Below are 14,184 nucleotides of genomic sequence, written 5' to 3' on the forward strand. Positions count from 1 at the left end.
GGACCGCGCACTCCTTGTGTTGACCCGTCGTCGCAGCAGCGATCACGTCAGGACATCCCCAGCTCGCGGTCGATGAAGTCGAAGACCTCGTCCGGCGTCGCGTCCTGGAGCTTCTCGGCGACGGTGTCGCCGTCCGCCGGGACGTCGGCCTCGTTGAGGGAGGCCAGCAGCGCCCGCAGCCGTTCGGTGATCCGAATTCGGGCGCTCCGGTCCGGCGCCGAGCCGGAGAGTGCCGCTTCCAACCTGTCCAGCTCGCCGAAGACCGGTGCGACCCCGGCCACGCCGCCGTCGACGATCGCGGCCCGCACGTATTCGGCCAGCCCGGCGGCGGTCGGGTAGTCGAAGACCACGGTGGCGGGCAGCCGCACGCCGGTCGCCGCGGTGAGCCGGTTACGCAGCTCCACGGCGGTCAGCGAGTCGAAGCCGAGTTCGCGGAACGCCCGGTCCGGCTCGACGGCGTCCATCGAGGCGTGCCCGAGCACCGCGGCGGCCTGCCCGCGTACCAGCTCCAGCAGGGTCTTGCGTCGTTCGGCGTCGGTCTGCCCGGCGAGCAGGGCGGCCAGGGACTCCGCGGAGACGCCGGTGTCCTCGGCCCGCTCGGCGACGGCCCGCCGCGCCTCGGCCACGCCCGCGATGAGCGGGCTGGGCCGCACGGCCACGAAGCCGGGCACGTAGCGGGCCCAGTCGATGTCGGTCACCATCGTCGCCGGCTCGCCCCGCGCGACGCACTGGGCGAGCGCCGTGAGCGCGGGCGCGGTGTCGAGGCGGGCCACGCCGGTACGCCGGCGGCGCTCCTCGACGGCCTGGTCGGTGGCGGCCATCCCGCCGGCCGTCCAGGGGCCCCAGGCGACCGAGGTGGCCGGCAGGCCCTGGCGGTGCCGCTGCTCGGCGAGCGCGTCGAGGTAGGCGTTGGCGGCGGCGTAGCTGCCCTGACCGGCGGCGCCGAGCTGGCCGGCCATCGCGGAGAACAGCACGAACGCGCGCAGTTCCCGCCCGAGGGTGAGCTCGTGCAGGTGCAGGGCGCCGAGCACCTTGGGTCGCAGGACGGTGGCGAGCCGGTCGGGGGTGAGCCCGTCGAGCACCCCGTCCTCCAGCACGCCGGCGGCGTGCACGACGCTGGTCAGCGGCGCGTCGGCGGGCACCTCGTCGAGCAGCTTGGCCAGCGCGGCCCGGTCAGCCACGTCGCAGGCCGCGACGGTCACCCGGGTGCCCGCCTCGGTCAGCTCACGGACGAGTGCCGTGGCGCCGGGGGCGTCCGCGCCGCGGCGGCTGACGAGCATCAGGTGCTCGGCGCCCCGGGCGGCCAGCCAGCGGGCCACCTCCGCGCCGAGCGCGCCGGTGCCGCCGGTGACCAGCGTCGTGCCCGGGTAGCCGGCCTCGTCGGTGGGTGCCTGCCCCCCGGGCGCGCGTACCAGCCGGCGGACGAGGACGGTGGCGCCGTCGACCGCTAGCTGGTCCTCGCCGTCGAGGCCGGCGAGGGCGGCGCAGAGCAGATCCCAGCCGTGGTCGTCCAGGGTGGCCGGAACGTCGACCAGGCCGCCCCACCGCTCGGGGTGTTCGAGGGCCACCACCCGGCCGAGGCCCCAGAGCAGCGACTGCTCCGGGCGGCCGGCGGTGCCGCCCCGGGTGGTGCCGGCGGCGCCCCGGGTGACGCACCACAGCGGCGCGGCGACGTCGAGATCCCCGAGCGCCTGAATCAGCGCCAGCGACCGGGCGAGGAACGGCGGCACCGGCTGGGTGTCGTCGACCGCGCCGTCGGCGAGGGCGAGCAGCGACAGCACCCCGTCGACCGGGGCGGGCCCCCCGTCGGCGGTACGGGTGACACCGCTCAGGTGCGCGGTGAGGGCGGCACGGTCGGTCAGGTTCTCCGGCAGCGACACCAGCCGGACGTCGGCGCCCCGGCGGGACAGCTCGGCGACGGTGGCCTCGCCCTCCTCCGGGTGCCGCGCGTCGGCGATCACCCACCAGGCGCCGGGGAGGAAGCTGACGGGTGTCCCGGTGTACGGCTGCCAGACGCTGCGGTAGCGCAGGTCGTCCAGGCCGGACCGGTTGCGCTGCCGGCGTCGCCAGGAGGCGAGCACGGGCAGGGCCCCGCCCAGCCGTTCCAGGGATTCCGTCGCGTCCTGCTCGGTGAGCTCCGCGAGCGCGGCCAGGTCCTCGCGCTCGACGGCCGCCCAGAACGCGGAGTCGACGCCGTTCGGGGTCTCATCGGCGCCGTCCTGCCCGGTCACGGCGGTGGGCCAGTAGCGTCCCCGTTCGAAGGCGTAGGTGGGCAGTGCCACCACGCCGGTCTCGGCGAGGACGGCCGTCAGGTCGACGGGCAGGCCGATCGTGTGGGCGGTGGCGAGGTTCGTCAGCAACCGCGTCGGATCGTCGTCACCACGACGCAGGCTGCCCAGCGTGTGCCCACTCACACCGGCGTCGTCCAGGATCGCCGTCACCGGCATCGTCAACACCGGATGCGGGCTGATCTCCACGAACGTCGTGTGACCCGCCTCGACCGCCACCCGCACAGCGGCGTCGAACCGCACCGTCTGCCGCAGGTTGTCGTACCAGTAGTCCGCCGTCATCGAGGACGGGTCCACCCAGTCCCCGGTGAGGGTGGAGACGAGCCGGACGTTGCCCTGTCGCGGCGTCACGCCGGCCAGGTCGGCGCGCAACCGCTCGGCGACCTCCTGCACCGCCGCCGAGTGCGACGCATAGTCCACCGGGATCAACCGCGCCCGCACCCCGTCGACCCGACACGCCTCCACCAGGTCGGCAACCGGCTGCGGCGGACCCGACACCACAACCGTCGACGGACCGTTCACAGCCGCCACACCCACACCCGGGAACGCGGGCAGCCGCCCGGCGACCGCCTCAGCAGAGAGGTCGACCGACGCCATCGTCCCGGTACCCCCCAGCACCGTCAGCGCCCGCGACCGCAGCGCCACGGCCCTCGCCGCGTCCTCCAGGGAGAGAATCCCGGCCACGCACGCGGCACCGATCTCACCCTGCGAGTGACCGACCACCGCCGCCGGGGTGACCCCGGCGTGCTGCCACACCGCCGCCAGCGCCATGCCGACGGCCCACAGCACCGGCTGCACGACCTCCACCCGCGCCAACCACGACTCGTCGTCACCGGTCAACACCGACACCAGGTCCACATCCAGATACGGCGCCAACGCCCGCTGACACTCCACCAACCGCGCGTCGAACACCGGCACACGACCCACCAGGCCCGCCGCCATCCGCGCCGACTGCGCACCCTGACCCGGAAACACGAACACCGCACCGGTTCCGGCGGCCGTACCCGTCACGACGTTCCCCGCCGGCGCGCCGACGGACAGAGCGTCCAGCCCCGCCAGCAACTCCTCCACGCTCGACCCGACCACAGCCGCCCGCTGGTCGAACACCGACCTGGTGGCGGCGAGGGACCAGCCCACCGCCGCCGCATCCACCTCGCCGTGCGCGCGGACGTGCCGGGCCAGGCGGGCGGCCTGACCGGCCAGGGCGCCCTTCGACCGCCCCGACACCGCCCAGACGACGACGTCGGAGGCTACGAGCCCCGCGCTCCGGCCGGCGGCGGTCTCGGGTTCCGCGCTCTCGGTGGGCAGGTTCTCGGGCCGTTCGATGATCACGTGGGCGTTCGTGCCGGAGATGCCGAACGACGACACCGCCGCCCGGCGCGCCCGGTCCACCAACGGCCAGGGCCGCGACTCGATCGCCAGCTCGACGGCCCCGGAGGTCCAGTCGATGTGCGGGGACGGCTCGTCCACGTGCAGCGTCGCGGGAACCACGCCCTCCCGCATCGCCAGCACCATCTTGATCACACCGGCGACGCCAGCGGCGGCCTGGGTGTGGCCGATGTTCGACTTGACCGAGCCGAGCAGCAGCGGCTCCTCGCGCTCCTGCCCGTACGTGGCGAGCAGGGCCTGCGCCTCGATCGGGTCACCGAGCGTCGTGCCGGTGCCGTGCGCCTCGACCACGTCCACGTCAGCCGTGGAGAGCCGCGCCGACGCCAGCGCCTGCCGGATCACCCGCTGCTGCGACGGGCCGTTCGGGGCGGTCAGCCCGTTGGAGGCGCCGTCCTGGTTGACGGCGCTGCCCCGCACGATCGCCAGCACCTCGTGACCGTTGCGCCGCGCGTCCGACAGCCGCTCCACCAGCAGCACGCCCACACCCTCGCCCCAGCCCGTGCCGTCGGCACCCGCCGCGAACGCCTTGCACCGGCCGTCAGCCGCGAGGCCCCGCTGCCGGGAGAACTCCACGAACAGCCCGGGCGTCGCCATCACGGTCACGCCACCGGCGAGGGCCAGGTCGCACTCGCCACGCCGCAGCGACTGCACCGCCAGGTGCAACGCCACCAACGACGACGAACACGCCGTGTCCACCGACACCGCCGGCCCCTCCAACCCCAACGCGTACGCCACCCGACCCGACACCACACTCGCGGCGTTGCCCGTTCCCGCGAAGCCCTCCACCTCGTCCCCCGCCACCATCAGCAGGGCCCCATAGTCCTGACCATTCGTGCCCACGAACACCCCTGTTCGCGAACCCCGCAGAACCCCAGGCTCAACCCCTGCCCGCTCGACCACCTCCCACGAAACCTCCAGCAGCAACCGCTGCTGCGGATCCATGGCCAACGCCTCGCGGGGGGAAATCCCGAAGAAACCGGCATCAAACTCCGCCGCCTCGTAGAGGAAGGCGCCGCTGCGGACGTAGGAGGTGCCGGTGGAATAGGGGTCGGGGTCGTAGAGGCGCTCGACGTCCCAGCCCCGATCGCCGGGGAGGTCCGACACGGCGTCGCGGCCGGCGTGCAGCATCTGCCAGAACCGCTCGGGATCGTTGGCCCCGCCGGGGAAGCGGCAGGACATGGCCACGATGGCCACCGGCTCGTCGTCGCCGAGCGCCACCGGGGCGGCCTCGACGGCCACGGCGGCCTCCCCGCCCAGTTCCTCGTGCAGGTGCCGGGCGAGCGCGGTCGGCGACGGGTAGTCGAAGACCAGGGTCACCGGCAGCCGCAGCGAGGTGGCGGTGGCGAGCCGGTTGCGCAGCTCCACCGCGGTCACCGAGTCGAAGCCGAGGTCGCGGAACGCGTGGTGCGGGTCGACGGCCTGGCCGTCGGCGTACTTGAGGACCGTGGCCGCCTGGTCGCGGACCAGGTCGAGCAGCGCCTGCTGGCGCTCGGCGGCGCTCATCCGGGTGAACGCGCCGGCCGGGCCGGCCTCGTCGGTCTCCTTCGTCTCGGCCAGTCCCTTGGTGGCCTGCAACCGCTGCGCCTCGGGGATCTCCGAGATCAGCGGGCCGGGTCGGGTGGCGGTGAACGCGACGAAGAACCGGTCCCAGGCGATGTTCGAAATGGTCAGGAACGTCTCGTCGTGCTCGACGGCCTGGTGCAGGGCCGCGACGGCGAGCCGCGGCGGCATCTCGGGTGCGCCGTGGCGGTGCAGCATCCGGCCGAACTCACCGTCGGCCATGCCGCCGCCGCCCCAGGCGCCCCAACCGATGGAGGTGGCGGGCAGGCCGAGGGCGCGGCGGTGCTCGGCGAGGGCGTTGAGGAACGCGTTGCCGGGGGCGTAGTTGCCCACGCCGGAGCTGCCGACGGTGCCGGCCATCGACGAGAACAGGATGAACGCGTCGAGGTCCAGCTCGCGGGTCAGCTCGTGCAGGTTCAGTGCGGCGGTGACCTTCGCGCTGAGCGCGTAGTCGACCTGGTCCAGCGTCAGCGAGTTGATCACCGAGTCGTCGAGCACGGCTGCGGTGTGCACGACGGTGGTCAGCGGGTGCTCGGACGGCAGGTCGGCGAGGACGGCGGCGAGCGCCGAGCGGTCGGCGGCGTCGCAGGCGGCGACGGTCACCCGGGCGCCCAGTGCGACCAACTCGGCCTCGAGGTCGGCGATGCCCCCGGCCTGCCGGCCGCGCCGGCTCACCAGCACCAGGTGGGCGGCGCCGTTGGCGGCGAGCCAGCGGGCCATGTGCCCGCCGAGCGCGCCGGTGCCGCCGGTGACCAGGGCGGTGCCGGAGGGCCGCCAGGTGCGCGGGGCGGGCGTGTCGCCGAGCGGGGCGTGCAGCAGTCGCCGGCCGAACGCGCCGGCCCACCGCAGCGCGACCTGGTCCTCCCCGTCGGCACCGGCGAGGACGCGCGCGAGCCGGCGGCCGGCCGAGTCGTCGAGCTCGTCGGGCAGGTCCACGAGGCCGCCCCAGCGGTCCGGGTGCTCCAGCGCGGCGACCCGGCCGAAGCCCCAGGTGAGCTGCTGGAGCGGGTGCGGCAGCGGGTCGGCCGGGCCGGTCGCGACAGCGCCCCGGGTGAGGCACCACAGAGGCGCGCGGACGCCGGCGTCGCCGAGCGCCTGCACGAGGGTGACGGTACCGGCGAAGCCGACCGGCACGGACGGGTACGCCGGGGCGGGCGTCTCGTCGAGCGGCAGCAGCGACACGATCCCGGCGGGGCGGGGGCCGCCGTCGGCGAGGTCGCGCAGCCGGGCGGCGAGCGCCGCGCGGTCCGTGCGGTCGGCGTCCAGCGCCAGCGGTACGACGGTGCCGCCGTGGCGCCGCAACGCCTCGGCGCAGAAGTCGGCCTCGGCCGCGCCGGTGTCGTCGGGGCCGGTGAACAGCCACCAGGTGCCGGTGACGGCCGGCTCGCCGGAGGCGTCGGGGGCGACGGGCGTCCAACTGTCCCGGTACCGCCACGAGTCCACTGTCGCCTGGTCGCGGTGCCGGCGACGCCAGGCGGCGAGCACCGGCAGCACGTCGGCGAACGCCGTCTCCGGGACGGGCCTCGACTCGGTCGTGGCGGAGAGTTCGGCGGTGAGCGCGGTCAGGTCCTCCGCCTCGATGGCCGCCCAGAACCGGGCGTCGACCTCGTCGTCGGCCACGGCACCGGCGGTCCCGACCGCGGGGGCGGGCGCGGTCGACGGCTGCGGCCAGTAGAGCTGCCGCTGGAACGGGTACGTGGGCAGGTCGAGGCGACGCCCGGCGAGGCCGGCGAAGGCGGGCCGCCAGTCCACGGCCGTACCTCCGGCCCAGACCTCGGCCAGGGCGCGCAGGAAGCGGCCGAGGCCGCCCTCGCCGCGGCGCAGGCTGCCGGTGACGGTGACCGCGCCCGGGTCGGCGGCGGCCAGCTCGACGCTCTCCTGCACGGCCATCGTCAGCACAGGGTGGGCGCTGACCTCGACGAAGGTCTGGTAGCCGGCGGCGACGAGGCTGCGTACCGCCTCGTCGAAGCGGACGGTCTGCCGCAGGTTGCGGTACCAGTAGTCGGCGTCGAGGGCGGCGGTGTCGAGCCAGTCCCCCTCGACGGTGGAGCGGAACCGGACCTCGCCGGTGCGGGGCCGCAGCCCGGCGAGCAGTTCCAGGAGCTGCTCGCGCAGTTGCTCGACGTGGGCGGAGTGGGAGGCGTAGTCCACGGGGACGCGGCGCACCCGCACCTCGCGGGACTCGTAGTGGGCGACGAGCTCGTCGAGGGCGGCGCCGTCGCCGGAGACCACGACGGAGGTGGGTCCGTTGACGGCGGCCAGGGCGATGCGGCCGGCCCAGCGGGCGATCGTCGCGGTGGCCTCGTCGGCGGTGGTGGCGACCGAGACCATGCCGCCGTCCCCGGCGATGCCGGCGATGATCCGGCTGCGCAGCGCGACCACTGCCGCCGCGTCGTCGAGGGTGAGGCCACCGGCGACGTACGCGGCGGCGATCTCGCCCTGGGAGTGGCCGACGACGGCGGAGGGGCGCACCCCGTACGACTCCCAGAGCGCGGCGAGCGAGACGCTGACCGCGAACAGGGTGGGCTGCACGACGTCGACGCGCTCCAGCGACGGGGCGTCGGGCGCGCCGCGCACCACGTCGGTCGGTGACCAGTCGACGTACGGGCGCAGCGCCTCGGCGCAGGCGGCGAACGTCTCCGCGAAGACGGGGGCGGTGTCGAGCAGCTCGGCGGCCATCCCGGCCCACTGCGATCCCTGGCCCGGGAAGACGAACGCGACCTCGCCCGGCGTGCCGGGGACGCGGGTGACGGTCTGCGGGCCGGGCCGGCCGGCGGCGAGCGCGTCGAGGGACGTGGCCAGCTCGTCGCGGTCGGCGGCGAAGACGACGGCCCGGTGGTCGTGGGCGGCGCGGGTGGCGGCCAGCGACCAACCGACGTCGGCGAGCGCGGCGTCGTCGACGGTGCCGAGGTGCTCGCGCAGATCCCGGGTGCGGGCGGTGAGGGCGTCGACGGTGCGCCCGGAGAGGACCCAGGGCAGTTCCCCGGTCGGCACGTCGGCCGCCGGTCCGGGCTCCGGCTCGTCGGCGGGGGCCTGTTCGAGGATGGTGTGCACGTTGGTGCCGCTGATCCCGAACGAGGAGACGGCGGCGCGGCGCACGCCGTCGGCGGGCTCCCACGGCCGGGCGGAGGTGAGCAGTTCGACGCTGCCGGCGGTCCAGTCGACGTGCGGGGTGGGCTCGTCCACGTGCAGCGTGGGCGGCAGCACCCCGTGCCGCATCGCCAGCACCATCTTCATCACCCCGGCCACACCCGCCGCCGCCTGCGTGTGCCCGATGTTCGACTTGATCGAGCCGAGCCAGAGCGGCCGGTCGGCGGGCCGGTCCTGGCCGTACGTGGCGATGAGGGCCTGCGCCTCGATCGGGTCGCCGAGGGTGGTGCCGGTGCCGTGCGCCTCGACGGCGTCCACCTGCTCGGCGGTGAGTCCGGCGTTCGCGAGGGCCTGCCGGATCACCCGCTGCTGGGCGGGGCCGTTGGGGGCGGTGAGGCCGTTGGAGGCGCCGTCCTGGTTGACGGCGCTGCCGCGCAGCACGGCGAGGACCGGGTTGCCGTCGCGGCGGGCGTCGGAGAGCCGCTGGAGCACCAGCAGGCCGACGCCCTCGCCCCAGCCGGTGCCGTCCGCGGCTCCGGCGAACGGCTTGCACCGGCCGTCGGCGGCGAGACCGCGCTGGCGGGAGAAGCCGACGAAGATGCCGGGGGTGGCCATCACGGTGGCGCCGCCGGCCAGGGCCAGGTCGCACTCCCCCGTCTGGAGGGCCTGCGCGGCCAGGTGCATCGCGACCAGCGACGACGAGCAGGCCGTGTCGACGGTGACGGCCGGGCCGTGCAGTCCGAAGGTGTACGCCAGCCGGCCGGAGATGACGCTGGCGGAGGTGCCGGTGGCGAGGTAGTTCTCGTCGACGTCCCCGGTGGCCATCAGCAGCGAGCCGTAGTCCTGGCCGTTGGTGCCGACGTACACGCCGGTGCGGCTGCCGCGCAGGGCGGCCGGGTCGATCCGGGCCCGCTCGAACGCCTCCCAGGTGGTCTCCAGCAGCAGCCGCTGCTGCGGGTCCATGGCGAGGGCCTCGCGGGGGCTGATGCCGAAGAACGCCGGGTCGAACTCGCCGGCGCCGGCGACGAAGCCGCCCTCCCGGACGTAGCTGGTACCGAGGTGCTCGGGGTCGGGGTGGTACAGCTCGGCGAGGTTCCAACCGCGCTCGCCGGGCATCAGGCTCAGCGCGTCGGTGCCGGTGGCCAGCAGATCCCAGAGCTGCTCGGGCGAGGTGACCCCGCCGGGGAAGCGGCAGCTCATCGCGACGATGGCGATCGGTTCGCGGTCGCGGCCGGTGCCGTCGGCGACCACCTCGCCGGTGGTGTGCCCGGCGGTGAGGCCGTGCAGGTGGGCGGCGAGTTCGGCGACCGTGGGGTGGTCGAAGACCAGCGTGGCGGCCAGGGTCATACCGGTCTCGGCGGTCAGCCGGTTGCGCAGCTCGACGGCGGTGAGCGAGTCGAAGCCGAGATCACGGAAGGTGCGCTCGGGCAGCGGCCGGCCGGCCGGGTAGCCGAGCACGACGGCGGCCTGGGTGCGTACGAGGTCGGCGAGCTGCGGCAGGGACCGGCCGACCACCACGGCGCGGGCGGGACCGGTGGGCACGGCGGGCACCCCGGGCAGGGCGGCGATCAGTGGCGTGGGCCGGCCCCAGGAGGCGGCGAGGCGTCCCCAGTCGACGGCGGCGACGGTGACCGCCGGCTCGGCGGTGTTGACCAGCCGGCCGAGGGCGGTGACGGCCTCGGCGGCGGGGAGCGCGTCGACCCCGCCCCGGGCGAGCCGGGCGGTCAGCGCGGCGGCCATGCCGTCCTCAGCCCAGGCGCCCCAGGCGATGGCGGTGGCGGGCAGGCCCTGGTCGCGTCGCCAGGCCGCGAACGCGTCGAGATAGGCGTTGGCCGCCGCGTAGTTGCCCTGCCCGGCACTGCCGATGACGCCGGCGAGGGAGGAGAAGAGCACGAACGCGTCGAGGTCGCGGTGGGCGGTGGCCTCGTGCAGAACCCGGGCGGCGCGGACCTTGCCGTCGAGGACGGCCTGCATCCGGGTCAGGTCGAGCCCGTCGAGGACACCGTCGTCGATCACGCCGGCGGTGTGCACGACGGCGGTCAGCGCCGGCAGCCCGGAGACCAGGGCGTCGACGGCGGCCCGGTCGGTGACGTCGCACGCCACCACCCGCACCGCACCCAACTCGGCCACCAGCTCCGCCGCACCCGGCGCCCCCGGACCCCGCCGCGAAGCCAGCACCACCTCACCGGCCCCGTTCGCCAGCAACCAGCGCGCCACATGCCGACCCAACCCACCCGTACCACCGGTCACCAGCACCGTCCCGGCAGGCCGCCAACCCACACCCACGCGCGGCACGGCCGGCACCAGCCGCCGGCCGAGGACGCCCTGGGGGCGGATCGCCACCTGGTCGTGCCCGGCGTCGGCGAGGACGGCGAGCAGCGCGTCGGCCGTGGCGCGGTCGGCGCGGGCGGGCAGGTCGACCAGGCCGCCCCAGCGGTCCGGCTGTTCGAGGGCGACGACCCGGCCCAGGCCCCAGGCCAGGGCGGCCCACGGTTCGGTGAGGGTCTCGCCGGCCCCGGCGCGCACGGCGCCCCGGGTGAGGCACCAGAGCCGGCCGGCCAGGCCGGCGTCGGCGAGCGCCTGGGTGAGGGTGAGCAGCAGCGCGACGCCGACGGAGACGGCCGGGGCGTCCGGCAGGGCCCGGTCGGTCGCGGGGAGCACGCAGAGCACGCCGGTCCAGCCCTGCTCGCCGTGGCCGCGCAGCAGCCCGGTCAGCTCGGCGCGATCGACGCCCGGGGCGACGGTCAGGGCGTCGACGTGGGCGCCGGCACCGGTCAGCGTGCCGGCCACCCCGGCGTCGTCGTTGTCGGCGGTGACGACGAGCCAGCGGCCGGTCAGCGCCGGAACGGCGGCGGGGCGTACGGGCTCCCACTCGACCCGGTAGGTCCAGCCGTCCACCACGGCGTCGCGCTGCCGGGCCCGCCGCCACGACGACAGCACCGGTACGGCCGGGGCGAGCGCCTCCACTGCCGCGGGATCGTCCTGCACGGCCAGGTGGGCGGCGACCCCGGTCAGGTCGCCACGCTCCACGGCCGCCCAGAAGTCCCCCTCGGCGGCGTCACCCGGCACGGCCGTCACGGCGGTGCCGCCGACCTCGGGCCAGTAGCGCTGGTGCTGGAAGGCGTACGTGGGCAGGTCCACCCGCCGCGCACCGGTCTCGGCGAACCACTGCCGCCAGTCGACTGCAACCCCGTGCACGTGCAGCTCGGCCAGCCCGCCCAGCAGCCCGTGCACCTCGGGCCGGTCCGCGCGCTGCGCGGCGACGGCCAGCACGGCGTCCTCGGCGGGCAGGACGTCGGCGACCATCGCGGTCAGCACGCTGCGGGGGCCGATCTCCAGGAACGTGTCCACCCCGGCAGCGCGCAGCGCCGCCACCCCATCGGCGAAACGCACGGCCTCGCGCACGTGCCGCACCCAGTAGTCGGGCGTGCGGATCTCATCATCAGCCAGCGCACCGGTCACGTTCGACACGACCGGCAGCGACGGCGCGGCGAAGGTGAGCTTGTCGAGCACCGCGCGGAACCGGACGAGCATCGGCTCCATCAGCGGGCTGTGGAACGCGTGACTGACGGTGAGCCGGCGGGTGCGTACGCCCCGCTCGCGCCAGACCCGCTCCACCTCGTCGAGGGCCTCGACGGCACCGGAGACCACAACGGCCTGCGGACCGTTGACCGCCGCGATCCCCACACCGGCCAACCCGTCCAGCACCGCCGCCACGTCGGCCTCGGCCGCCGCCACAGCCAGCATCCCACCCTCAGCAGGCAACGCCTGCATCAACCGGCCCCGCGCCGCCACCAACGCGCAGGCGTGCTCCAGCGACAACACCCCCGCCACACACGCCGCCGTGACCTCACCGACCGAGTGCCCACCCACGAAATCCGGCACGACCCCGAAAGACCCCACCAGCCGGAACAGCGCCACCTCGACGGCGAACAGCCCGGCCTGCGTGAACACCGTCCGGTCCAGCAACTCCGCCTCGGCCGAACCCGGCTCGGCGAAGAGCACCTCGCGCAGAGGGCGCGGCAGGGCCCTGTCCAGGTACCCGCACACCTCGTCGAACGCGGCAGCGAACACCGGGAACTCGGCGTACAACTCCCGGCCCATCCCGGCGCGCTGCGCACCCTGACCCGAGAAGAGCACCGCGAGCTGGCCGCGCGGCGCGCCGGCGCCGAGCACGACGGTGCCGGCCGGTTCCCCGGCGGCGAGGGCGTGCAGCCCCGCGAGCAGGTCGTCGCGGCCGGTCGCGGACAGCACGGCGCGGCGGTCCAGGGTGGAGCGGGAGGTCACCGACGAGAAGGCCACGTCGAGCGGGCGCGGGGTGTCGTCGGCGGCGAACCGGGCGGCCCAGCGGCCGGCCTGGGCGGCGAGCGCGGCGTCGGAGCGGGCGGAGAGCAGCACGGGGGCCACCGTGCGGGCCGCCGTGGCCCTCGGCTCGGTCTCGGTCTCGGTCTCGGCGGGAGCCGGGGCCTGCTCGATGATGGTGTGCGCGTTGGTGCCGGAGACGCCGAACGACGACACGGCGGCCCGGCGCGGCCGGTCCACGGCCGGCCACGGCGTGGCGGCGGTGGCGAGGGTGACGGCCCCTGCGGTCCAGTCGATCTGCGAGGACGGCGCGTCGACGTGCAGGGTGGGCGGCACGACGCCGTGCCGCATCGCCATCACCATCTTGATCACACCGGCCACGCCGGCGGCGGCCTGGGTGTGCCCGATGTTCGACTTCACCGACCCGAGAAGCAGCGGCGCGGCCTCGTCGCGGTCCTGCCCGTACGTGGCCAGCAGCGCCTGCGCCTCGATGGGGTCGCCGAGCCGGGTGCCCGTGCCGTGCGCCTCCACCACGTCGACCTGCTCGGGCGTGAGCCGGGCGTTGCCGAGGGCCTGGCGGATGACCCGCACCTGGGAGGGGCCGTGCGGGGCGCTGAGCCCGTTGGACGCACCGTCGGAGTTGACCGCGCTGCCGCGTACCACGGCGAGCACCGGGTAGCCGTGCCGCTGCGCGTCGGAGAGCCGGGTGAGCAGCAGCATGCCGATGCCCTCGGACCACGAGGTGCCGTCCGCGCCGGCGGCGAACGCCTTGCACCGCCCGTCGGCGGCGAGACCGCGCTGCCGGCTGAAGCCGACGAAGACCGCCGGGGTGGGCATCACCGTCACGCCGCCCGCCAGGGCCAGATCGCAGTCGCCGTTTCGTAGGGCCTGCGCGGCCAGGTGGATGGCGACGAGCGAGGACGAGCAGGCGGTGTCGACGGTGACCGCCGGCCCCTCCAGCCCGAGGGTGTACGCGACGCGGCCGGAGATGACACTGGTGGCGTTGCCGGTGAGCAGGTGGCCCTCGCCGTTCTCGGCCTGCGCCATCATGCCGTCGTAGCCGTGCGACGACGCCCCGACGAAGACGCCGGCACGGCTGCCCCGGACGGCCGGCAGCGGCAGCCCGGCCCGCTCGAACGCCTCCCAGGAGGTCTCCAGCAGCAGCCGCTGCTGCGGGTCCATGGCGACGGCTTCGCGGGGCGAGATGCCGAACAGGTCGGCGTCGAAGTCGGCGGCGGAGTAGACGAAGCCGCCCTCGCGCACGTAACTGGTGCCCGGGTGGTCGGGATCGGGGTGGAAGAGGTTCTCCAGGTCCCAGCCCCGGTCGGCGGGGAACGGCCCGATCCCGTCGCCGCCGTCGTGCACGAGCTGCCACAGCGCCTCGGGGCTGTCGACGCCGCCCGGGTAGCGGCAGCTCATCGCCACGATGGCGATGGGCTCGGAGTCCCGGCTCTCCAGCTCGCGCAGCCGACGCCGGGTACGCCGCAGCTCCGAGGTCGTACGCTTCAGGTACTCGACGTACCTCTCGTCCTCGTTGCTCACCGTGGACCTACCT

Annotated in this window: 1 protein-coding gene; it reads right to left on the reverse strand. The window is 75.4% G+C overall.

The features are described from left to right. Positions 1–47 precede the first annotated feature (47 nt). Entirely contained in the window at positions 48–14,171 is a 14,124-nt protein-coding gene (locus KSK32_RS31570) for a type I polyketide synthase (protein WP_216935494.1), read from the reverse strand. Positions 14,172–14,184 lie beyond the last annotated feature (13 nt).

Source organism: Micromonospora sp. WMMB482 (assembly GCF_019038635.1).
In the GTDB taxonomy this organism is placed as follows: domain Bacteria; phylum Actinomycetota; class Actinomycetes; order Mycobacteriales; family Micromonosporaceae; genus Micromonospora; species Micromonospora marina.